Source organism: Chryseobacterium sp. PCH239 (genome assembly GCF_018924625.1).
GTDB lineage: Bacteria > Bacteroidota > Bacteroidia > Flavobacteriales > Weeksellaceae > Chryseobacterium > Chryseobacterium cucumeris.
In genome coordinates this window covers 2,521,005-2,544,386 of the sequence record NZ_CP073027.1, presented here as the reverse complement: position 1 = coordinate 2,544,386, position 23,382 = coordinate 2,521,005, and the positions used below count along the sequence as shown (strand labels likewise).

The 23,382-nt window shown below is 34.5% G+C and carries 24 protein-coding genes; 19 read left to right on the top strand and 5 right to left on the bottom strand.

The window, feature by feature from the left end; all coding sequences use genetic code 11:
- The first annotated feature begins 122 nt into the window (after nucleotides 1-122).
- From KBP46_RS11780 to KBP46_RS11770, 3 genes are read left to right on the top strand one after another with little or no spacing between them, the layout of a single operon-like run.
- On the top strand, nucleotides 123-893 hold the full coding sequence (locus KBP46_RS11780) for a DUF4241 domain-containing protein (RefSeq protein WP_062672185.1): 771 nt from the start codon (nucleotides 123-125) through the stop codon (nucleotides 891-893).
- 2 nt (nucleotides 894-895) lie between these two features.
- Nucleotides 896-1,582, top strand: a complete 687-nt coding sequence (locus KBP46_RS11775) for an SMUG2 DNA glycosylase family protein (RefSeq protein ID WP_123279569.1) — start codon at nucleotides 896-898, stop codon at nucleotides 1,580-1,582.
- Nucleotides 1,583-1,639: 57 nt separating this feature from the next.
- Nucleotides 1,640-4,324 (top strand): DEAD/DEAH box helicase family protein, encoded by a 2,685-nt coding sequence (locus KBP46_RS11770; RefSeq protein WP_216445424.1) that lies wholly within the window; start codon nucleotides 1,640-1,642, stop codon nucleotides 4,322-4,324.
- Between the two features lie 87 nt (nucleotides 4,325-4,411).
- Here the strand turns inward: KBP46_RS11770 and KBP46_RS11765 are convergent, their stop codons facing one another.
- Together KBP46_RS11765 and KBP46_RS11760 are read right to left on the bottom strand one after the other, a co-directional pair.
- Nucleotides 4,412-5,233 (bottom strand): T9SS type A sorting domain-containing protein, encoded by an 822-nt coding sequence (locus KBP46_RS11765; RefSeq protein WP_062672179.1) that lies wholly within the window; start codon nucleotides 5,231-5,233, stop codon nucleotides 4,412-4,414.
- 36 nt (nucleotides 5,234-5,269) lie between these two features.
- The gene (locus KBP46_RS11760; protein WP_062672177.1) at nucleotides 5,270-5,821 is read right to left on the bottom strand and encodes a phage tail protein; all 552 of its coding nucleotides are present in this window, start codon (nucleotides 5,819-5,821) and stop codon (nucleotides 5,270-5,272) included.
- Between the two features lie 260 nt (nucleotides 5,822-6,081).
- Here KBP46_RS11760 and KBP46_RS11755 point away from each other — a divergent pair, with 260 nt between their 5' ends.
- From KBP46_RS11755 to KBP46_RS11690, 14 genes are all read left to right on the top strand, one after another.
- Nucleotides 6,082-6,846 carry an enoyl-CoA hydratase/isomerase family protein gene (locus tag KBP46_RS11755; protein ID WP_216445423.1) on the top strand — a complete coding sequence of 255 codons (765 nt, stop codon included), beginning with the start codon at nucleotides 6,082-6,084 and terminating at the stop codon, nucleotides 6,844-6,846.
- Between the two features lie 420 nt (nucleotides 6,847-7,266).
- Nucleotides 7,267-10,215, top strand: coding sequence for a SusC/RagA family TonB-linked outer membrane protein (locus KBP46_RS11750; protein WP_062672304.1), 2,949 nt, complete (start codon nucleotides 7,267-7,269; stop codon nucleotides 10,213-10,215).
- Between the two features lie 12 nt (nucleotides 10,216-10,227).
- Nucleotides 10,228-11,733 carry a RagB/SusD family nutrient uptake outer membrane protein gene (locus tag KBP46_RS11745; RefSeq protein ID WP_062672173.1) on the top strand — a complete coding sequence of 502 codons (1,506 nt, stop codon included), beginning with the start codon at nucleotides 10,228-10,230 and terminating at the stop codon, nucleotides 11,731-11,733.
- 166 nt (nucleotides 11,734-11,899) lie between these two features.
- Complete coding sequence (locus KBP46_RS11740) at nucleotides 11,900-12,517, top strand: hypothetical protein (protein WP_216445422.1); 618 nt, start codon at nucleotides 11,900-11,902, stop codon at nucleotides 12,515-12,517.
- The gene (locus KBP46_RS11735) at nucleotides 12,517-13,137 is read left to right on the top strand and encodes a hypothetical protein (protein WP_120233603.1); all 621 of its coding nucleotides are present in this window, start codon (nucleotides 12,517-12,519) and stop codon (nucleotides 13,135-13,137) included. Before KBP46_RS11740 ends, KBP46_RS11735 begins: the two co-directional genes overlap by 1 nt.
- A 94-nt stretch (nucleotides 13,138-13,231) precedes the next feature.
- Nucleotides 13,232-13,522, top strand: coding sequence for a transcriptional regulator (locus tag KBP46_RS11730; protein WP_034695841.1), 291 nt, complete (start codon nucleotides 13,232-13,234; stop codon nucleotides 13,520-13,522).
- A 64-nt stretch (nucleotides 13,523-13,586) separates the two neighbouring features.
- Nucleotides 13,587-13,877, top strand: a complete 291-nt coding sequence (locus tag KBP46_RS11725) for a hypothetical protein (RefSeq protein WP_216445421.1) — start codon at nucleotides 13,587-13,589, stop codon at nucleotides 13,875-13,877.
- 30 nt (nucleotides 13,878-13,907) lie between these two features.
- The gene (locus KBP46_RS11720; RefSeq protein WP_123279562.1) at nucleotides 13,908-14,207 is read left to right on the top strand and encodes a hypothetical protein; all 300 of its coding nucleotides are present in this window, start codon (nucleotides 13,908-13,910) and stop codon (nucleotides 14,205-14,207) included.
- Between the two features lie 34 nt (nucleotides 14,208-14,241).
- On the top strand, nucleotides 14,242-14,727 hold the full coding sequence (locus KBP46_RS11715; RefSeq protein ID WP_062672163.1) for a Coq4 family protein: 486 nt from the start codon (nucleotides 14,242-14,244) through the stop codon (nucleotides 14,725-14,727).
- A 9-nt stretch (nucleotides 14,728-14,736) separates the two neighbouring features.
- On the top strand, nucleotides 14,737-15,057 hold the full coding sequence (locus tag KBP46_RS11710) for a hypothetical protein (protein ID WP_147367644.1): 321 nt from the start codon (nucleotides 14,737-14,739) through the stop codon (nucleotides 15,055-15,057).
- Nucleotides 15,058-15,101: 44 nt separating this feature from the next.
- On the top strand, nucleotides 15,102-16,472 hold the full coding sequence (locus KBP46_RS11705; RefSeq protein WP_216445420.1) for a DUF4153 domain-containing protein: 1,371 nt from the start codon (nucleotides 15,102-15,104) through the stop codon (nucleotides 16,470-16,472).
- 6 nt (nucleotides 16,473-16,478) lie between these two features.
- Nucleotides 16,479-17,183, top strand: coding sequence for a DUF1361 domain-containing protein (locus KBP46_RS11700; RefSeq protein WP_216445419.1), 705 nt, complete (start codon nucleotides 16,479-16,481; stop codon nucleotides 17,181-17,183).
- Nucleotides 17,184-17,237: 54 nt separating this feature from the next.
- Entirely contained in the window at nucleotides 17,238-17,777 is a 540-nt protein-coding gene (locus KBP46_RS11695) for a hypothetical protein (RefSeq protein ID WP_062672156.1), read from the top strand.
- A 60-nt stretch (nucleotides 17,778-17,837) separates the two neighbouring features.
- On the top strand, nucleotides 17,838-18,350 hold the full coding sequence (locus tag KBP46_RS11690) for a hypothetical protein (protein WP_062672154.1): 513 nt from the start codon (nucleotides 17,838-17,840) through the stop codon (nucleotides 18,348-18,350).
- Between the two features lie 87 nt (nucleotides 18,351-18,437).
- Here KBP46_RS11690 and KBP46_RS11685 read toward each other — a convergent pair whose 3' ends face one another.
- From KBP46_RS11685 to KBP46_RS11675, 3 genes are all read right to left on the bottom strand, one after another.
- Nucleotides 18,438-20,096 carry a S8 family peptidase gene (locus tag KBP46_RS11685; RefSeq protein ID WP_216445418.1) on the bottom strand — a complete coding sequence of 553 codons (1,659 nt, stop codon included), beginning with the start codon at nucleotides 20,094-20,096 and terminating at the stop codon, nucleotides 18,438-18,440.
- A gap of 267 nt (nucleotides 20,097-20,363) precedes the next feature.
- Complete coding sequence (gene dtd, locus KBP46_RS11680; RefSeq protein WP_216445417.1) at nucleotides 20,364-20,813, bottom strand: D-aminoacyl-tRNA deacylase; 450 nt, start codon at nucleotides 20,811-20,813, stop codon at nucleotides 20,364-20,366.
- A gap of 7 nt (nucleotides 20,814-20,820) precedes the next feature.
- Entirely contained in the window at nucleotides 20,821-21,192 is a 372-nt protein-coding gene (locus tag KBP46_RS11675) for a helix-turn-helix domain-containing protein (protein WP_216445416.1), read from the bottom strand.
- A 161-nt stretch (nucleotides 21,193-21,353) separates the two neighbouring features.
- Here KBP46_RS11675 and KBP46_RS11670 point away from each other — a divergent pair, with 161 nt between their 5' ends.
- Together KBP46_RS11670 and KBP46_RS11665 are read left to right on the top strand one after the other, a co-directional pair.
- Nucleotides 21,354-22,877 (top strand): hypothetical protein, encoded by a 1,524-nt coding sequence (locus tag KBP46_RS11670; protein WP_216445415.1) that lies wholly within the window; start codon nucleotides 21,354-21,356, stop codon nucleotides 22,875-22,877.
- Nucleotides 22,878-23,188: 311 nt separating this feature from the next.
- Entirely contained in the window at nucleotides 23,189-23,344 is a 156-nt protein-coding gene (locus tag KBP46_RS11665) for a hypothetical protein (protein ID WP_184935636.1), read from the top strand.
- The last annotated feature ends 38 nt before the right edge of the window (nucleotides 23,345-23,382 follow it).

The window sequence follows — 23,382 nt, the reverse complement described above, 5'->3', positions numbered from 1 at the left end:
TTCTTTTTGATCGATAATTTATTTAAGTGAATGATTAAGTTTTAACATATTCTTAGTTTCAGCCTCTTCTTTCCCTGGTAAAAAAGTACTAATTTTAAAATTCAATCATAAAATCGAGAGCAATGAACGAAAACTGGATGCAAAAATGGGAAGAAGTAAAAAATATTCTGGTTTGTCCTACAGATCTGGAAACCTATTTTATTTCTGATGAAATTATGGGGCTGAAAATGGAGACCATGAAAATTGGAAATGTTTCTCTTCCTTCCGGAAAAGTGGTGGTAAGAGATCCGCTGGTATCCCTGAATGGCAATCAATCGCCTTATTTTATTCAGGCTCCGAAAGGGAATTTTCCTGTAGCTATTGCTGTAGTAAAATCTGAAGATTGGGGAGATAGATATGCTGTTATAAAAGTTGAATTTACCAAAGAAAAACCTGTTATTTATAGAGAAGCATTGGTCGGGATTGAAGAATTGGAAGGCGTAACCGATGATGATTTTTTTGGTTTTGAGGTGGATGCTGGTTTAGGTTGTATTGCGGATAAAGAAGTGCTTCCTTTTGTAGATCAATTTGTTGATGAAATAAATGTCGACAATGTTTATGATGATTATTTTGCAGAGCTTTTCTCACAAAGCTATAAAGATTATCCCAACAATCAAAGAGAAGCAGGAGACTGGATAAACTGGACGGTTCCAGGTACCGACTATCAGATTCCGATGTTTGCCAGCGGCTTTGGTGACGGCAGCTACCCTGTTTATTTTGCTTATGATGGCAATGGAGAGATATGTGGTTTATATATTCAATTTATTGATATTGAACTGGCTTTAAGTGAAGAAGATGAAGATGAGGATATTGATGATGATCAGCCTGAAAATTTTATTTTTTCTAAAAACTAAATATGAATACAACTTTTGCAGACCATGTTATTACATTCAATGAAAATCTGAACTATATCGGGAATCTACCTGAAGGTTTTGATGTTCTGAATCCGTATCTGGAAAATCCTGAAACATTGATGGTAATGCAGAAGTTTTATCATAAATATTATAATGATTCATCTCGAAGAAAATTTATCATTGGAATCAATCCAAGCCGTCATGGAGCTGGAGTAACAGGAGTCCCGTTTACCGATACCAAAAGATTGGAAAGTGTCTGCGGAATCAAAATGGAATCTGCCCATACCCATGAAATTTCTTCCGTATTTATGTATGACATGATGGAGAGCTATGGTGGAGCTGATCTTTTTTACAAAGATATTTATATCAACTCTCCATTTCCATTGGCTATCGTAAGGAAAACAAAAAACGGATGGCTTAATGCCAATTACTATGATGATAAAAAACTTTTCGAAGCGGTAAAAGACTTTATGATAGAATCTCTGAATAATCATATCAGCCTTAATCTCGATACTTCAGAAGTTTTTGTTCTTGGTAAGAAGAATGCCGATTTTATTTCAAAATTAAATAAAGAAGCAAAATTGTTTGATACAATGACGGTGTTGGAACATCCAAGATATATCCAGCAGTACAAATTGAAAGAAAAACAGCTTTATATAGACAAGTACATTTTAGCTTTGCAGAAATAAAACATGAGATCAGATGATTTTCTATGATTGTATGTTTAGTTTTATTAAATTGTGATTATGAATGTTTTCCCTAAAAACACAACTTTTAAATACGACTGGCGAACTTATCAGAAGAAAATTTTAGACAATATGGATGACTATCTGCATGATAATCATCTTCATATTTCGGCTCCTCCTGGTTCTGGGAAAACTATTCTTGGATTGGAAATAATGCTGAGACTCGGTGAGCCAACATTGATTGTTGCTCCCACGCTGGCGATCAAAAACCAATGGATTCAGAGATTTTGTGAGCTTTTTCTGGATACAGAAACTATTCCTGAATGGATATCTTCTGATATTAAAAAACCAGGAATTTTAACTGTTACCACTTATCAGGGTATTCATTCTGCCTCTGGTGTGGATGAACAAGACGAAGATCTGATAAAAAAAACTTCAAAAATCTCAGTTGCTGAAATTGTTAAAAGGCTAGAGAAATTAAAAGTGGGCACTCTTATTTTGGATGAAGCGCATCATTTGAAAAATGCCTGGTGGAGAAGTCTAATGGAATTGAAAAATAAGATTAGTCCTACAGTTGTTGCTCTTACTGCGACTCCTCCTTTTGATGTTTCTGGTTCCGAATGGCAAAAATATATTCAACTGAATGGCCCTATAGATGTAGAAATTTCTGTTCCTGAATTGATGATTGAAGGAGATCTTTGCCCTCATCAGGATTTGGTTTATTTTACTTCACCTTCAAAAGAAGAGGAGAAAAAAATTGAATACTATCATCATCAGGCAGCTACATTTTTCCAAGAAGTTCAAAATGATGATACATTATTTGAAGCTCTTGAACAGCATCCTGTGTACCTGAATCCTGCTTTACATTTGGAATGGATTTATGAAAATATATCATCATATACCTCTGGACTTGTTTATCTTCATTTCAGAGGAAAAGAGATTTCAGATATCCATTTTAATATCATTGGAGATGAGCAAAATTATGTTCCTGAATTTGATTTCTTCTGGATGGAAGAACTTCTTGATTTTTATCTGTTATTGGATGATATTAATTTTAAAAAATATGAAGATCACCGGACAGATCTAGGAAACAGACTCAGAAGATTGGGGTTTCTTGAACAAAGAACAATTAGTTTTTATAATAGTAAAAATGTAAATCAGATTCTTAATTCAAGTATTGGTAAGCTTCAAGGGATAAAAGAAATTGCAGATTTTGAATTTTCAGTTCTTAAAGAAGATCTCAGAATGGTAATCCTCACGGATTTTATTAAAAAAGAATATCTGAACAATAGCACCGAGAATATATTAAATCTTGATAAGATTGGAGCGATTCCAATATTTGAAAAACTTAGAAGAGAAAATTCACAGAATAAAAAAATAGGAATTCTTACAGGTAGTTTGGTGCTCATCCCTTCGAGTGCAAAGGATATGTTTGATCAGCTTTGTGTAAAAAAGAGTATATCTGGAGTATCTTTTTCTGCTCTTTTATATGATCAGAGTTATTTGATAATTAATCTTACAGATCAGATAAAGCATGATGTAGTTCATATAGTAACTGAGATCTTTCAATGTGGAGGAATTCAGGTCTTAATTGGTACAAAGTCTTTGTTAGGAGAAGGTTGGGATGCTCCCAAAATGAATAGTCTTGTGCTGGCCAGTTTTGTAAGTTCTTTCGTGCTCTCTAATCAAATGAGAGGAAGAGTTATCAGAACGGATAAAGATAATGTAAACAAAACAGGAAATATCTGGCACCTGGTATGTTTTGATTCCTGTGATATTGATGGAGGACAGGATTTCAGTAATATAAAAAAAAGATTTAAAACTTTTGTTGGGATTTCCTACAAAGATGAGGTTACCATTGAAAATAATATTGAACGACTTAATATTAAAACGATAGAACGTAAAGAAGAATTACCAGAAATCAATCAGATATTCTTTGCATGGGCAAAAGATAGAACTGCTCTTGCTCAGCGATGGAAAAATGCTCTTGATAAAGGAAGTGTTTTGGTGGAAGAAATTGAGGTCCCTTCAGTGAATATGACAGGTATGGGGAAAATGCGGATGGATTATCTGGGTAAAATGAGTGGGAATTTTGCAAAAATAATGGTTTCTTCCCTATTGCTATTTTGTCAGGATCTTCTGATGGGGCTTCTCAGAAATATTGATGAAATTAAATCTATAAAAAGTTTTTCATTATTGGTTTCTCTATTTGGTATTGCAGGTATAGTTGTTTATGGCGGGAAACTGTATAGGTCTACAAAACAGTATTTAAGATGTAAAAATGTTGGAAGACAGCTTAGTTCCCTTGCTGAAATAATCCTATATGGCTTGATTCATGAGAAAGTAATCCGTACCTCTATTGAAAAACTTAGAATTGTAAGTTCTTCAGACAGAAATAAAAATGCATTTTGTTATCTGGATGGAGGAAGTCAATATGAAAATGCCCAGTTTATACAAACTTTACAGGAATTGGTATCACAAATAGATAACCCAAGATATCTATTGAAACAAAAAAGAGGTTTATTGTTTTTGGAAAAAGATATGTATTATCCCATACCTGAAATTTTTGCAAAAAATAAAAAAAATGCAGAACTTTTTAAAAAACTATGGGATAAAATGATAGGGAAATCTGAGATGGTTTTCACAAGAACTATCGAGGGACGTAAAATCTTATTAAAATTGAGATTCCAGGCTTTACTTCATAGAAACGGAAGGATAGAGCATCTCCACAAATGGACTCGATAAAATGACAAAATCCCTTCGTCGAAAGGGATTTGTCATTCATGAATTAGAATCTTTATGGGAATATGGAACTTGTAAAATTTCTTACGATTAGTTTTTAATAACTTTCGTAGATTCTGTTGCTGTTTTAATAATATAAACTCCTTTTGGAAGCTCTGAAATATTGATTTCATTATTTCCTTTTTGAGTTTGTATAGTTTTCAGCATTTTACCATCCAGACTATAGATTTTAGCTTCACTGGCTTTTTCTGTAGTAATAGAAATAGGTCCGTTGGTTGGATTAGGATAAACAGTCAGGTCTTTTTTAATGCTTTTAGTTTCCGAAGTACCCAATACCAGATTACTGTCTTTCACCCAGGTGAAAGCATCCAAACCTACATATCGGAAAGCTCCGTTCGCGGTGATTTGTAACTCATCAATCACAATGTTTGAATAATTCTGACCATTTAAGTTGGTAAGATCAATTAAGGTGTATCCATTTGTGCTGCCTAAGCTGGTTGCAAATCCGGTAGTTTTTGTTTGCGTAAATTTTGTTACACCGCTTAGTTTTCCGGTTACAGTAAGCGTTCCTGCTACATTAAGATCCAGGTTCAATGCAGAAAGATACATCCAGAATCTGTTTACTTTAAACAAATTGGAAGTGGTTTTTATACTGAATGATGGCGGAGATTGAGTATTGTTAGAATTATCAATGTATCTGTTATCATTAGCTGTTCCACTCCAGCCAGTTCCCGGGAAATTCCCCTGAATATCAAAAACACTTACATGTGAAATGATATTGAAAATGACTCCATTATCGGTGAAGCTTGTACTCCCGTTCGATTCTGTCTCAAATTGTTCCGTACTGGTCTGCCCGAATGAGAAAATTGAAATGAGCAGACTACAGATTGCTAAAAAAGTAGTGCTTTTCATGATTTTTGTTTTAAATGTTAGGTTATTGTATAGCTATTAATCCCTTGGAGGATAAATACCTTCAACACAGATGATGTAATTTAAACCTAGATAAGGTGGCATATTGTTCACAGGCAGATTTTGTCCTATGAAGGCAATACTTTGATTATTAATAATCGTATCAGGGTTGGCATCATTCACGAAACTAGGTACCGCATTGAAGTCTCTTCCCACTTGTGTCCCTGAGATCGCAATTGTTGACGTGGCTGTAGGGGTAGATGAATTAGCATTTTTATTAGCTACCTTAAGCTGAAATCCTGCACCCACACTTGGAAGGTTGGATGCTAAAAGTGTATTTTGTGTAGTTCCGGACACTACTCCCAAAGGATAAAATTGGTTGGCATTTACATTTCCTGCTCCTAGAGCCATACGCCCTTTTAAGTTAGGTAAAGCGAAAGTAGTAATACCGTCTCCACCATACGTTGTTCCTAAAATAGAGAATAAGGCAGAATTTCTTGAAATGCTTATCAGACTTCCGTCACAAAACATCCAGCCTCTAGGTGCAAAATTTCCTGCAAATAATTTTACAATTCCAATGTACTCGTCCATGATAAAATGTTTTTAGTTTTTTAAATTTCTTACTCTCTTGCAGGCTTTTCAGAATCCGCCTTTTGATTATTATGTATTCTCAGTTCAAAGGAACGATTAATAGTAGGGTGGTGCTAGAGTAGAAAATACCAAATTAAAAACTCCGTATTTCTACGTAATAGATGTTGTGAAATATGCAGGTTTAAAAAGAAAATTTATACTTTAAGTTTCTCTAAACGAGCTGTATTTCGTATTTTTGTAAGAATCCAATAAAAATAAAAATGAGCGAATTTGTAGCATCAGAAATTAAAAATAATATTGCCGAAATTACTTTCGGAACACTCAAAAGCAACTCTCTTCCGGGGGCAATTTTAGAAAAGCTGGCAGAAACCATCCTTGAAGAAGGAGCAAAAGAAGAAGTGAAGGCTATTTTAGTAAAAAGTGCAGGTGAGAAAGCGTTTTGTGCAGGAGCAAGTTTTGACGAGCTCTTAGCCATTGAGGAACTGGAGGCTTCCACAAAATTTTTCGGAGGTTTTGCTAAAGTTTTAAATGCAATGAGAAACTGCGGAAAAATTGTAGTGGTAAGAGTACAGGGGAAAACTACCGGTGGAGGAGTAGGAATTGCCTGCGGAGCAGATTATTGTTTTGCTACTAAAGATTCAGCGCTGGCACTTACTGAAATCAATCTTGGAATCGGACCTTTTGTAATTGGGCCTTATGTTGAAAGAAAAATAGGTAAGTCACAATTCTCCGCTATGGCCATTGATGCAGATTTCAGATCTGCAGAATGGGCTGAGCAACATAATATTTACCATTCTGTTTCAGATACTATTGAAGAAATGGATGAAAAGCTGGAGAAGTTTTTACATACTCTAGCATCAAGAAGCAGCGATGCTCTAGCATTAATCAAAAAAGTTTCATGGGAAGGAACTGACCACTTCAATGAGCTGATGCCGGCAAGGATTCATATGAGTGCCAGTCTTATTCTTGAAGATTCTGCAAAGAAAAATATTGAGTCTATTAAAGAAAGATTAAGAGTGAAGTAATTTTTTAATTGTTTTAAAAAAAGGTATTTTGTCTAAATATGATCCGGGAAACATTTGTTTTTCCGGATTTTTTATGTTTTATCTTAATCTTAGATTCTAATGTTTTTAATAGAAATCTAGCATTTTTCTTTGTATTTTTATATTGTGTTATTCATATATTATTTTATCTAATTGTTTTTCTGTGTCAATAAAATGACAATTTTAGTATAATATTTTCATTGTTTTAACTAATTTTAAATAATTGTTTAATGTTTTTAAAACTAAATTAACTCAATTTTAACTTATATTTTTAATTAATATTGATTAATTGATTAAAAATATAAATCATTTGAGATTAATTTATTTAATTATCTTTTTTATTGCCTTTTTATTAATTTTTGTTACATATATTTGCATTCATACTGTTAAAATATGTTAAATATGAAAGTGAAGTTAATATTAAGTACTGCTGTGCTATTCTTCGTAGGAGGACACATGGTAGAAGCCCAAAAGGCTAAGCGCGACACCATACCGCAGGATACCAAAATTGATGAAATTGTAGTGGTTGCTTACGGAAGCCAGAAAAGAGAAACAATGGTTGGCTCCAATACAGAAATTAAAGCAAAACAATTTGCCGATCGACCGATAACAAGTATCGGGCAGGCTTTGGATGGAGCCAGTGCTGGTGTAAAAGTAAGTACCGGAACAGGACAGCCGGGAAGTTCACCAAGTATCCAGATCCGTGGAATAGGCTCTTATGGAATTACAACTGCTCCGTTATATGTAGTTGATGGTACAGTGTATACCGGATCTCTTGCGGCAATTAATCCCAATGATATTGCATCATTCAATATCCTGAAAGATGCTGCTTCTACTTCTTTGTATGGTTCTGCTGCTGCTAATGGTGTTGTTTTGATCACTACAAAATCCGGTAGAAAAGGAAAAGATGCATTTAACTTTAGCATGAGTACCGGAGCGGTAGGAAGATCAATCCCGGAATATGACAGAGTAAATGTTTATCAATATTATCCTCTTGTTTGGGAGGCAATAAGAAACGGTAGAATGACTTCTGTACCAGGTACTAGTGTGGCGGATGCCAATGCTTACGCTACTACACAATTGATTTCAGGTGTTCTTAAGACCAATGTTTTTAATGTGCCGGATAATCAATTGGTTGTCAATGGACTTTTGAACTCAAATGCTCAGTTAAAATATACAGACCTGGATTGGCAAAAACCATTGATGAATACAGGTTTCAGACAGAATTATGAATTAAATTACAGTGGAGGAAGTAATACAACAACCTATTTTTCCTCAGTAGGATATACCAATGAAACCGGATATCTTATCAAATCAGATTTTGAAAGATTTACTGCAAGATTAAAAGTAGATTCTCAGGTTAAAAGCTGGTTGAAATTAGGGAGTAGTATCAGTGGAGTATCTTCTAACGGAAATAACTCGGTAGAAGGTGTAGATAATAATTCTGCTTATATCAACCCATACAGATGGACAAGAACAATGGGACCTATTTACAGTCCGTATGCTCATGATCCTACTACATTTGCTACACTTTACGATAGTGCCGGGAATATCATGTATGATGCTGGAAGTGCTAGGGGGGCTGATGCGGCGGCTGGAAGAAACGTAATTCAGGAAACACTTTTAAATAAAGACCTTTCTAAAAACTATTATATTATTTCCAGAGCCTATGCTGAAATCAAAGTAGATCCTTATCTTACTTTGTCTACCAATGTAGGGTATGATATCAGAAATAACAGAAGAAGTACTTATGGAAATAAAATTATTGGAGATGCAGCTCCGGGAGGTTCAGCGGAAAAATTTAGCTTTACAGAGCAAACCTTTACCTGGAACCAGCTCTTAAACTATAAAAGAAAATTTGGAGATCATAATTTTGAATTCCTTTTAGGACATGAAAATTATAAATTCATGTATGAATATCTTTATGGGTATAAAAAAGGTCAGATCGTAGATGATAATGATGAGTTGGTTAACTTTGTGACTCCATCATCACTTACTTCACGTTCAGACAACTATAGAAAAGAAGGAGTATTTTCAAGATTGAATTATGATTACAAATCAAAATACTTACTTTCAGGTTCTATCCGCTGGGATGGTTCATCAAGGTTTGCCAAAGATGTAAGATGGGATTCATTCTGGTCTCTCGGTGCAGGATGGCGACTGAAAGGAGAAGAATTTTTAAGTAATTCTAATCTTATCAGTGAATTGAAATTGAGAGCGTCATATGGTGAAGTTGGGAATGACAGAACAGACAGTTATTACATGTATAAAAGTACATATACTTTAGGATATAATAATGCTCAGGAGCCTGGAATCTTATTTGGTTTTTTGGCAGATCCTACCATTACCTGGGAAGCTAATAAACAAACCGATGTAGGAATTGATTTTGGCTTTTTAAATAATAGAATTACAGGGTCTGTAGAATATTATAACAGAGTGACTGAAGATCTGATTTTCCCGGTTCCGGTTCCGGTTTCTTCAGGTGTTCCAGATAATACAATTAGTCGAAATGTAGGAACTATGTATAACCGCGGATTTGAATTCAGTATTAATGCTGATGTTATTAAAAATCAAAATTTTACCTGGAATATTAATGCCAATGCCTCTACGCTTAAAAATCAGATTACAGAACTTTCCAATGGGATAACGGAAATTATCAATGGAACTAAGAAAATTTCTGTAGGACACTCAGTGTATGATTATTGGTTGAGACAATGGTATGGGGTAGATCCTGCGGATGGTTCACCTTTATTCCTGGTAGCTGATGCTTATGCTAATACAACAGCTGCAGATATCAGAACGGTAAATGGTCAAAAAGTTACTACCAACTTCAATAAAGCAAAATATGACTATTCTGGCACAGCAATTCCTGACTTGTTTGGAAGTTTCGGAACTACAATTACCTATAAACAATGGTCACTATCAGCAATGTTTACCTATCAGTTAGGTGGAAAAACATATGACTCCAACTATGCTGCTTTGATGTCTAGTTACTCACAGGGAGGAGCTTTAAGTACAGATATTCTGGATAGATGGACAACGCCTGGACAAATCACAGATATTCCGGCATTGAACTCTTCAACATATACAAGTTCTAATGCTGCTTCATCAAGATGGCTGGTAAGCTCAGATTTTCTTACATTTAGGCAAGCTACTTTAAGTTATAGCTTTACTCCGGAAACTTTATCTCAGCTGGGGGTTTCAGGATTAAGAATCCTTGTTTCAGGTGAAAATTTATGGAGTAAAACAGCAAGAAAAGGGTTGGAGCCAGCTCAGGCATTCAACGGTACGGCATCAAACAGGTATACTCCGGCGAGAGTGGTGACAATAGGATTTAATGTATCTTTTTAAATAATTAAAGTAATGAAAAATATAGCAAAACAATATATAAAATGGGCTGTTGTTCTTTCAGTCTTTGCGGGAACGGTTTCATGTGAGAGTGATTATCTTGAAACGGATCCTACGACTGCGGCCTCTGAGGAAGCAGCTTATTCAAGTGCTGCCAACCTTATGGCTATTGTAAACGGGATGCATAGAGATATGTATTTCAGACAAAATGATAATCAGGGACAAAATGGTCAGGGTGGAATTATGATCATGATGGATGCTTTAGCAGATGATCTTGTATTTCCTTCTACAGGAAACGGTTGGTATATTTCAACGGTGAGATGGCAGGATCAGGTAAATGATAATGCCGCTAATGATTTTTATCCTTATCAGTTTTATTATGCATTAATCAGAAATGCAAATCTGGTTATTGCAAATGGCCCTTCAGTTCCAGCACCTACTGCTGCTGATGCTACTACCATTAAAGCAGCTATTGGTGAGGCTTATGCATTCAGAGCTTTCTGTTACTATATGTTAGTTCAAATTTATGGTAAAAGATATGTGCCAGGTACAAACAATACTCAGCTTGGAGTTCCAATCAGATTGGTAGCGAATGAAATTCCTTTGGCAAGAAACACAGTAGAAGAAGTATATACTCAGATCAATAAAGACCTTAATGAAGCATCAACAAGGCTTACAGGAATAACCAGAGCTACAAAATCGCATTTTAATGACAAAGTAGTTTTAGGATTAAAAGCCAGAATTGCATTAACGCAGGGGAATTATGCTGCTGCTGTAACAGCAGCTCAATCAGCACGTGTAGGATTTGCTCTGATGGATAATGCAACCTATACCGCAGGATTTAATAATTTAGCAGGTGTTTCTGAATGGATGTGGGGTGCTACTATTATAGCAGATCAGGGAGACACATTTTCGAATTTTGGAGCATATATGTCAAGAAACTTTAACTCCACCAATATTCGTCAGGCCCCTAAAGCAATTAATAGTAAATTGTTTTTATCATTCCCATCTACAGATATCAGAACTAAGAATTTTGATCCAACGGGTGCACATACAGCACTTGCTTTACCTTCAACATATGCTAAATTCCCGTATACAGGACAGAAGTTTCTTGCTGCAAGCCAAGCAGATAGTAGGGTAGATGTTCCTTATATGAGATCTGCAGAAATGTATCTTATTGAAGCAGAAGCTTTGGCAAGATCTGGAGACGAAGCTGGTTCTAAAGCCGTTTTCAACGTATTTGCTAAAAACAGAAACCCATCATATCCTGGGGCTACCACAACAGGTGCTGCTTATATCACAGAAATTCTTGACAGTAGAAGACTTGAATTCTGGGGTGAAGGTTTCAGATTCTTAGATCTTAAGAGATTGAATTTAGGTTTGGACAGAACAGGAGCTAATCATTCTTCAGTAGTGACTAATAATGTAATGACAGTAGCTAATACAGACTTGCGTTGGGAATTCCTGATTCCAAGAACTGAAATCAATGCTAACCCATTGATTGTTCAGAATCCATTATAACACGTACAGATTTTAATATATGATTGAGAATCCTGCTTTAGTAGGGTTCTCTTTTTTTACTTCTGTTAGCAATGATGAGGTTTTTAGTAAAAAATATGTTAAAATTTAAAATAAAGAGTAGGAAAATTCAAAATAAATTATAACTTTGTAATTCAAAGTTCTTTTTATGGATTCAAAAAACTATCACGAAGACTTATCCCATATCCGTTCTATGATGGAACGGTCCTCCAGATTTATTTCGCTAAGTGGTTTATCCGGAGTTGTTGCGGGTTTAACGGCTATTATTGGTGTCGTATATGTGTATTTTGTTTTTCAGAGAGAAGGGATCAATTATCTTGATGGGGATAGAAATATTCTGGGACCTGCCTTGGTTAAAGAACTTGTTCTGATTGGGATTGCTATTTTGGTTGTAGCTGTTCTTAGTGGTTATATTTTTACTGCGCACAAAAGCAAAAAAAAAGGTTTGAAGATCTGGGATGCCACGACAAAGCGACTTTTGATTACCTTTGCAGTACCTTTGGTAGCAGGCGGTGTCTTTTGTCTCGCTCTGCTTTATCATCATCTTTTTGTTTTCATTGCTCCGGCTACTCTTATTTTTTATGGATTAGCTTTGGTAGCTGCAGAACGATATACATTAACAGATGTAAGGTATTTAGGATATCTTGAAATTATTTTAGGACTTATTTCTTTGTTCTTTTTAGGATGGGGATTGCTGTTCTGGGCCATTGGTTTCGGTGTTCTGCATATTGTCTATGGATTGATCATGCATAAGAAGTATAAATAATGGGAATTGGTTTTGTCATATTAATACACCTTTTTGCTATCTCAGTTTTCAGTTTTATCTGTGCTGTTGTAAGTTGTTTACTTACTTATTTTATAGGCGGAAAAGAAAGAAGAAGGAATAGAGTAATATTGGCATTTATAGCACCTTTTGTGGCATTTTATACGTTATATATTGTAGGGATTATTGGTTTATCCCTAGTTTCCGATAATAAAAAAGTAGATATTGGAATAGGCGATGCCTGGTATGTTCCTTTAAAAAATAACTATCAGCTATTATTTATTGATTTGCCTGAGCAGGCAAGTATTAATACTGGAAATGGGCTGACTTTGGTTTCACAAGTGGCTAAAATAGAAGAATTGGGTAATCAGGTTTTTGGAAAAACATTTGACAACCAGTATTTTTTCATTGATTTAAAAACAAATGATGTAAAAACTTTTCAGACAGAGAAAGAGTTAAGTGCTTTACATGTAAATAAAAAACTCAATCTAGTAGATACAACTGAATTTTATTCAGAAAGGAAAAGCAATATTATGGGCTATTGGCCTTCGTTAATACTGTTTTTATCTCTTATTGTTAGTATTGGAGCGGTGTACATCTGGAAGCTAATATTATTTTTTTAATTATAAAATTGCTCCAGACATTATTAATAGAGAAGTAAAGAAAATGAAGGATAGTCAGATTTTGGCTATTTCAGAATAAATAAGAAAAAGTAAAATGATCAAAATAAATCAGCTCAATAAAGAATTCGAAAGCCGTGTAAGACTGGGCATTATGTCCGTTCTTATGGTCAACGACTGGGTTGATTTTTCCGAAATGAAAAACCTGCTCGAAATAACCGATGGGAATCTGGCAAGCCACAGCAATGCACTGGAGAAAGCTGGTTATATAGAAGTGAAAAAAGAATTTGTAGGTAAGAAGCCTAAAACCTCTTATCGTGTTACACAAAGTGGAAGGCAAGCTTTTACGGAACATTTGAATGCACTGGAAAAATTATTGGGGCGATAGTCCTATATTTTTTTAAAAATTAACTTTGAATTACAAAGTACTTTATATTGTAAAATTAAATAAAATGATGACACAAAAACAAAAAACACTCACAATTTATGCCCTTCCATTAGCTTTACTCAGTATTCCCTTGGTTGGAAATCTATTTTCTAAGGAAGTGAACTGGTCAGGAGCAGATTTTCTTATTGCAGGAGCTTTGCTTTTTACAACCGCTTTTCTCATCAATCTGATCAGAAACAGAATTAAAAAACAAAGTCAGAAAGTGATGATATGTATTTTCATTGTGCTGACTATAGCATTGGTATGGATTGAATTAGCAGTAGGGATTTTCGGAAGTCCTTTTGCAGGAAGCTAAAATTTGGTTTGTGATTAATCTTAAATTATAATGAAAGATTCAGAAATAATAGATCTGGGCAAGACAGTATTCGGAGTATTTTTTTCAATTGGAACTCTTTGTCTTTTAGGAGCTCTTATTACAAAAAATGACGGGTTTGCCTTAGCAGGGTATCTGCTGATAGTTTTCGGAGTGCCAGTCAATTTATTATGCATATTGGGACTTTTGATATATGGTGTTTTAAATACATCAAGATTTATAGAATGTATGATAGCCATACTTATTTTGACTGCTAATATTCCCATCGCATTTCTGTACGCCATGATAGGTCTTAGTTTTTTCAATAATTAATATTCATCAATATCTAATTTTTAAATAATACGGTATGAAAAAAATACGTGTTCAGTTTCTGCTTTTTGTGTACGATAAAACTCAAAAGTTATACAGAAAATATTTCAAAAAGAAAAAAAGACAATGGCAGTTCAATGAAAAACAATTGCTGGAATTTCAGGAAGATTCCTTAGGCCGAAAACTGGGAGAATTTTACAGGAAACACGGCTTCTCAATGATTCCAAAGATGGAAAACCATGATGTTCACCACCTGATTACGGGCTGTGGAACCAACTTTGAAGATGAAATTGCCATGCAGTACCTGCTTCTGGGAAACGGTAAGCTCAATGCACATCTTCTGGCAGCTATCGTATTAGGAACACTTATCCTTCCTGAATATGTGAAAATTTATATCAAAGCTTATAAAAAGGGACAAAATATGAGAACCTTCCATCATTGGGACTTTGAAGAATTGCTATGGCAGAATTTTGAACATGTAAAAGACTTTATTCAACAAAAAGAAACGGCAGTTTTTCATTAAAAACTAAAGATGATGGGAAAAATAAAATTCAGTCCGCTAGGGAAAAGATCATTCATTGTTTCTTTTCTGCTGGGAACCCTTCTGCTGTTTGCATTTTGGTTGATTAGAGCAGAATTTCTTCTTGAGCTTGGCTTTTATTATGTATTGGTAACTGCCGTGATTAATATGTTTATCCTTCTGCACGAGTTGATTATTTATCTTACTGATGTTTCAGAACAGAAAGCTTCTGGTAATTCGGTCCTTCTCCTGCTTGTCAATATTCCGATTACAACCTTATACCTCTATATAATGACACAGTTTCCCTGGTTGGAAGCGGTTCTCAAAATTTAAATCTTTCAATCCTTTAAATTTTTAAATATTAAATAATAAACCTCATGAAAACACATCATTATATATTTCTTACAGCCCTTCTTTTTGTCATCGTTTTTTATGATCAGGATGTTGGGCTGAATCTTGGAATTCTTGGAATTGTCTATGCCGTATTAACACTGTTTAGAACACCGAAAAAAAATAAAACAAGAATATTGTATGCACTTTTTGGAACAAGTATCCTGTCCAGTATTGCATTTGCCTGGTTCGGAGATTTTACCTCTTTTATTGCGGTGGCAAGCTCACTGCTTTTGCTTGGCTATAAATCGAAGAACAGAAGATTGAAAATTTTATTCTTAATTCCGGTTTTTATGATAAACTGCTGTACTTCATTCTGCCGTTTTTTCAGCTTTGATGAATGGCTTCCTAAAAAGAATGTTCCCGGATTATGGCAAAAAACATTGGCTTTCATTTTGATTCCGCTGGTACTTGTTTCTGTTTTCTTTGGAATTTATTCCGCAGGAAGTAATCATTTTGCAGCCCTTTTCACAGATTATGAGTTGGATCTTAATATTTGGCAGGTATTCTGTCTTTCGGTTTTAGGATTTTTTATTGCTTTTAATTATTGGAATTATGCGGTGGAAAAACTCATTTACAAAAATAATCATGTTCTGGATAATGATTTCCGCAAAGATTCCCGGGTTCCAAAGGCTACTTATTCTTTTCTTGACCTTGCTGCAGAACGAATGAGTGGAGTAATCTCTTTTGTCTTGTTGAATGTTTTATTGGTGTTCTTTATTATTACTTACAATTATGAACAGTTTTATGAAGCCATAAAAACACCGGTTCAGCTTTCAGAAGAAACCCATGAAAGAGTAAATGCAGTAATCATGTCTATTGTCATGGCTATTTTGGTGATCATGTTTTATTTTAAAGCCGGATTTAATTTTGATCCAAAAGCAGGTTTGTTGAAAATCTTAGCCAAAATCTGGATATTCCTCAATGCTATTCTTGTGGTTTCCGCAGCCCTTAAAAACTATGAGTATATTGTTAATTATGCATTCACCTATAAAAGGTTGGGAGTTTTTGCTTTTCTGTTGTTATCGTTAGTTGGCCTGGTCCTTACTTATATTAAAATCCAAAAACAGAAAAGAAACATTTTCCTTATCAATACAATGATTTGGTTTTTTTATGGAACTGTTCTCGCGTGCAGTTACTTCAACTGGGGTGGTTTTATTACTTCCCAGAATATGAAACGGAAGGATTTTGCGGTCAATTATCATGTAACCTCCATCAATTTTAGTGAAAAAGCACTTCTTAAATATGCGGATGAAAAAAATGATCAGAAACTTAAAAAGACCTTGCAGGATAAAGTGAAAAATGAAACATCCAAAACATTCCTTTCAAAGATCATATATTATCATATCATCAAATAAAATATCATGAAAAACTTAGTGGAATCCTCTAGATTTAAAATTAATCTATTGTTGATAGTGATGACCATATTCTGTTTTAGCCTTTCAGCTTTCAGATATTATATCAGCGATACAAAAGTGTTTTTGTTTCTCAACTGGAATCTTTTTCTTGCGTGGATTCCTTTATTACTAAGTTCTTTTATTCTTGCCTTTAATATCAAAAGCAAAACTTCATTGATCCTTATAGTAATAGTGTGGATATTGTTCTTTCCCAATTCTCCCTACATTCTTACAGATCTTTTTCACCTCAGAGCAAGAAATGAGATACCGATCTGGTATGACCTCATTGTGATTCTTTCCTATGCCTGGACAGGACTGATCTGTGGCTTTATAAGTCTTCATGATATTGAAAAGAGGCTTTCTGATTATATGAATAGAAATATCATCAGCGGCTTAGTTGTCCTTTTTCTTTTTATGAGCAGCTTTGGAGTCTATCTTGGCCGTTTTCTGAGATGGAACAGCTGGGATGTTCTCAACAATCCCTTTGGCCTGTTCTCGGATATTGTGGTGAGATTCATCTATCCTATGGAATATACCAAAACATGGGGTGTTACTCTATTGATGGGAGTATTGCTCAACTTTATGTACTTTACATTTAAATGGGCAGGAACAAATGATGAAAAAGAATTACAAACGGAAAATAAAACATTCAACGGATTGGAACAATTTTAGCATTTCAATGAGCTTAGCATAATATATGCTGATCCATTCTTAAAATTAATTATTATGAAAAAAAGCTTATTGTTAATTCCTTTGATAATTGTTGCCTGTAAAAAAGAACCTGCTGTGACAAATGTCGCGGATAAGGACTCTACAGTGGTAACAGAAATGCCTGATTCTGTGGTAAAAAAAGATTCTGTAGCATCAAGGAAAAAAGATTCAATTATTAACAACGCTCCGGTCACTAAGGAAGTATTGCGCAAAGGCGTAATGAGAGATGAAAAAGACGGCCAGATCATAAGAACGGCAGATGCCAACCAGTTGCCTTTTACAATTGGAGAAGAATTTACAAAGGATGATCAGGATTTGATTTTAAAACTGACCCGTTATGATCGTCCCAATATCAAAGCGAAAATTTCAACAAAAGAGAAAGATTTTAATATCCGTTTCAATCAGATCAGACTTCCAAACGGGAACTACGACGGACCTTTTGGAAGAGAAATTACTTATGATACTCCCGGACAAGGTGAAGTATGGTTAATTATCGGAAAAAGTAACATGGCTTCGGGAAATACCAAAGGAAGTTTTACGGTGACTGTAGAATAAGACCCAACCAATTTGGTACAATTTCTGCAAACTAAACTTTGAAGTTTAAAATTTAAAATTATGAAAAATATAGTTCTAACAGCAATGGCCGCTTCAGCTGTACTTGTAAGTTGCGGAACTGTACAGTCGCTGGTTCAGAATACATTTCCCTACACAACGAATGTTTTAGTGTCTACAGGAGTTCCTGCGGATAAAGAAGTTTCTTCCACTGCAACGGCTACCAATGTACAGACCTGGTTCGGAGGAAATAATAATGCAAAAATTAAAGATGTAAGAATTTCAGATGCGAAAATCTCTGTGGCATCTCCTTCCGGAGGAAATCTGAGTGCATTCAAAACGGTAAAAATATACGTTTCTTCTAACGGAACAGGAGAAAGATTAGTAGCTTCACGTTCCAATATCTCAACCAATTCTTCCAGCTTAAATCTTGATCTTAATGATACAGGATTCCTGGACGAAATTGTAAAAAGTTCAGGGTTAACGGTAAGAACCGTTTATGAATTGAAGAATCAGACTTCTTCAGATATGAACATCAAAGTAGCGCTTAATTTCAGCAGCGTTCCGGCAAAATAAAATCAATAAAAATTGATAATAAAAACCCTCTTTCATTTTTCTGAAAGAGGGTTTGATGTGAAATAAATGTATAAAAAATCTTGTATTCTAGAATTTGGTTAATTTCTCAACAACTCTCCTCTGGCCTTCGTTAATATTGATGATATACTGTCCCGTAGGAAGTTGCGAAATATCAATCTTTTCATTTGGTAGAACGGAATTTTTAATCACTGTACGTCCCTGAAGGTTAATAATCTCTACATCCAGTTTTTTATTTTCACTGCTTTGAATAGCAATGGAACTGCTGGATGGATTAGGATAAATTTTAACCTCTAATGATGGTAAAGTCTTAACAGGTGCTGTAAAATTACTTTCCAGTTGAAGGATAGCATTTTTAACATTAGGAAGAGGTCCGATCTTTTGGCCCGTCACTGTTCCTCCCTGAGGAATTCCTGTTGAAATTAAAAGGTTTTTCATCGCCGAAGGTGTTAAATATTGACCTGTAGTCTGGCGATAGAAAGACTGGATTAAAATAGCAGCAGAAGAAACCACCGGTGTTGCAGAACTTGTACCACTGAAATAATTATAAGTTCTGTTGTTGTCATTGTCGTATTTCGCATAAGATCCATAACCTGCAGCCATCACACTGCTTCCCCAACCCTGAACATCCACTCTGCTACCAAAAGTGCTGAAGCTTAATTTCGAATGGGTAGTATTAGGAGATCCTGCTCCTACAATGATAGCACCGCTGTTTCCTCTCGCAAGATAGGTGGCATAAAACGGGTCATCCAGATTCTGATTTCCATTACCCGCTGCTGCAATGATAATAATTCCTGAATCAGTAGCAGCTTTTGTAAGATCCCAGATTACTTTATCATATTCCGCAGGGCAATACTGACCGTCTTTTCCACCAGTCTGCATTTCGTATAATATAATATCTCCGGCCTGAGATGCATTGATAGATCTGCTTACAGCAGAAGCTCGGTTGTATCCCACAGTAGTCCATTCCATATAACCTTTTATTTCAGAAGCACTATAAGCAGCTCCGGTAAGTCCTATATTGTCTTTTATAGAACCTAAAATACTTACTACAGCAGTTCCATGGTCACGATAGTTATTATTGGCCAATCCTGCATTAGGAGAGTAGCCGGGTTCAAGTTGAATTGAATTTTGGTTAGACAGCATCTCGTGAGTTTTATAGAAACCATATTCTACATCGCGCACACGGATATTCTGCCCTGTGATTCCTCTTGACCATGCGTATTTGGCGTTGATTCCAGGATTGTCATTCAGATAGGTCTGCAGGCTTTCCAGATCAGGAGTCGCTACAAAAGCATTTACCAAAGGAGGTTCAATAGGCTCGGCACTCATTACAGATACATATTCTATTTCTGGAAATCTCTCAAGAGTACGGATAATTTTTTCTGAAACTTCTTTATTTTGAAGAGGAATATCAGCCTTATAGATTCTTTTCAGCTTTTCCACAGACTCTCCGGAATTACCGATGGCTTTGCTGCTTCTGGCCATTTCATCAAGTTTGCTGTCTGTAAAGTCCAGATCATACTTAAATGAAATGTGGTTTTCTCTTGAGAATCTTTCCAGATCAGCGTTTCTGCTGAAAGCCGTTTTTTCTGAATTGATGCCTTTTGAAAAGCAGACGTAAATAATTGAATTTTGATCATTAGCCATTTTGGGCTGACTGTCCTGTCCGAAAGACAGAGTAGAGCAGAACGCAAATAATGCGAAAAGGTTGATTTTTGTTTTCATATAATTTTGTTAAATGGTTGTAAATCAGTTTTGATTTATATCAAAAATAATAATAAAATGAAAACAAATCACTTTTTTGTGATTTTATTTTTTAAATTTTTACTCTTTTCTTTTATATAAGGGATTTTTTTTGTTTTGAGTGATAACCTCAAAGGTTTTCAAAACCTATGAGATTTAAGAGCACATATTTGATACTTACTCATCAAAAAAATACGCTTCATAAATTGAAGCGTATCGGGTGTATTTTACACATTTGTCTTTTTCTGCTTAGCTTTTGGTGATAGAATCCATAACAATAGTAACGGGTCCGTCATTGATCAGGGAAACCTTCATATCTGCTCCGAAAACTCCGCTTTCTGTTTTTAATCCGGATTTGGTGATTTCTTCCTTAAAATAATCAAAAAGTGGCACCGCTTTATCCGGTTTTGCAGCCTTTATGAAAGAAGGTCTGTTGCCTTTTTTATAATCTGCAATCAATGTAAACTGACTGATACAAAGAATTTCTCCTGAAATATCTTTCACGGAAAGATTAAGTTTGTCATCTTCATCTCCAAAGATTCTCAGGTTTAAAACCTTTTGTACAAGCCAGTCCGCATCTGGCTTTTCATCATTTTCATCTATACCTACCAGCAGCATAAGCCCTTTCCCGATTTCTCCAACAATTTTTCCGTCCACTTTTACACTGGCTTCGGAGACTCTTTGTATAACGATCTTCATTAGGTTTTTAGCTGTTTTTTGCTTTCCAGAATTCTAGCTGTTCTTTTAGCTCTCTGATGCGTTCTTCATATAATTCAATTACTTTTTCCGAGAGTTGGTTGATGGTTATATGAGTATCATTATTTGTATTATTTTGTATAACAGAATCATTATCTTGATTATTTTGTATTAAGCTATCTGCACCAATGAAAAGCTCTTCAGGTTTTATTTCTAATTCATTACTTAATTTCTCAATATGATTGACCCACGAATTTGTTTCGCCATTTTCTATTCTACTATATGCTGAACGGGAAATTTGTAATCTTTCAGCCATTTCTTCCTGCGAAAAGCCTTTATTTTCTCTCAATCTTCTTATTTTACTTCCTATCTGAATATTCATAGCAATGTGTAATAAATTTATTTATAACAAAAGTAACAAAAACTCTCTTTCCAATTCACAAAAATTCTTTCTCCCGAAAAAAGGGAGGAGATTCCCGAAAATAGAGCAGTAAGGTACTGGGATAAATTTTATATTTGAAATATTAAATTTTAAATCAACACATGATGAAAAAAACTAAATTATTAATGCTCATGGCATTAGCATTCTTTCTGTTTGGATGTAGGACAGAACTTTCTGATAATTTTGACTCCCATATTTCCCAATCTGATTACAGAAAAACAGTCAAGCTTAAAGAAGCTTTAGCTTTCAAAAACTATCTTACAGAAGCTAAAAGTAATCCCTCACAGGTTTACAATAAAAATGCAGATTTCTTTTCTGCTTTATCTGATGAAAGTACAGTAACCATTATAGTTCAGAATAATGTCACTTCTTACAGTACCGTAATCAGACATTTGGACAGATCATCAGATGTTTTGGTGTATAGTATTGATAATGAAAACAAAAGCATTGGGTTTACTGCAAAATACACTCCTGAAGACAGAACTAAGAACTATCATATTGATAACTTTACGGGAACTGTGGAATTTACAGCAATGGATGGTAAACCAATGGGAGTGAAAGAACTCTCTAACGGAGCACCACTTCCTGATAAGGTAACTGCATCAAAGAATTCTATGAATAAAGCTGGTGATTGCTCGTTTAGCATCAGACTTATTGAGGTAGAATGTAATGGCGAACATCACAGTCCAAGCCAAATAGCCCAATGTACAGCAAGTCAGAAACCTTATTATATTGTAGAAATTACAGAAGTATGTTCAGGAGGAGGGCAGCCTCCCAAGGGATTTCCCAATATGGGAACATATGACGGTGGAGGTAGTAGCACAGGTGGTGGCACTACCAATGAAATGACAATTCAGGACAGTTTTAATTATATGCTCGGTGAGGCAGGATTTCCTGAACTTAGTCCTGATGAATATGCATATATCCAGAATAACCAATATTTTGGAGGACAGCTGCTTTCGTATTTTTATAATAATATAAATCAAAATAATTCACAGTTTTTACATTGGAGCATTAATTATTTTAAGAATTATGCTGATCCCAATATATCTCCTAATGCAGCTTATAAACAGTTTCAGAATTGGTTTTTAAACTCTGATGGGACACCTAAGATACATTTTGACAATTCATTAAACAGCAATAATACTGAACATTATAACTCTTGGCAAGAATTTTTTAATACACAGAATAATGGATTTACAATGGGCAATTTACTCTTTGAACTTGGAATAAATGATAATAATGCTGAAACAGGTGATCCATATCCAATAACAAATTCGAGAGTAAAACTAAGATTTATGAAGTTTAATGATTCTGGTGTTAGTATTAAAGTACGAAGTTATAATTTAGGTACAAGCTCATTTAATATTCATGATATAGTTATGAATCAGTATGGAATAACATCATTATGGAGCTTTGTATATGAAGATCCTAACAATAAATGGGATGGTCCATTTCCTTATGTTAGTAATGGGAATGTTTATGCTAAAATTAACATAAATATAATTGTGAAAAAAGGTGTAAGTATTCAAGGTTTAAATGTTACAATTGATACCCCAATAAAAATTACTATTATTATCAATCCTAATAATGGAAATATTATTGGTTCAACATTTTCCTTTTAAAATTATAAGATTATGAATAAGTATATATTTTTATTACGCATTGTTTTTATCATAGCATTCATAATTCATCTGATCATTAGATATATGAATCCTTTTTCCGAAGATATAAATGATAAATTATTAACAGTATCTCTTTATGTTTCCATTATAAGTCTTGTCAGTGTATTGCTAATTTATATACTGAGATATTATCTACGAATTCGAAGATAGAAAACGTGTGGAAACAAATGAAATAAATTCAGGAATTGGATTAATTGCAGGTCAAATAATTTCAGCAACTTTCATAGATTTACCAAATTAAAATCTTTAACATGGAAACTACAATTTCATCACCAGGTACTGGTGTTATAATTATTCAAACTTTAACTTTTATTTTATACATCGCTATATTAATTGGAGGAATTTATCTTGTTAGATCAATTAAATCAATAAAGAAGAGATTGGATGTGTTAGAAAAAGAAAAATAAAATAAAATAAACCGCAGAAAATCTCTGCGGTTTCTATT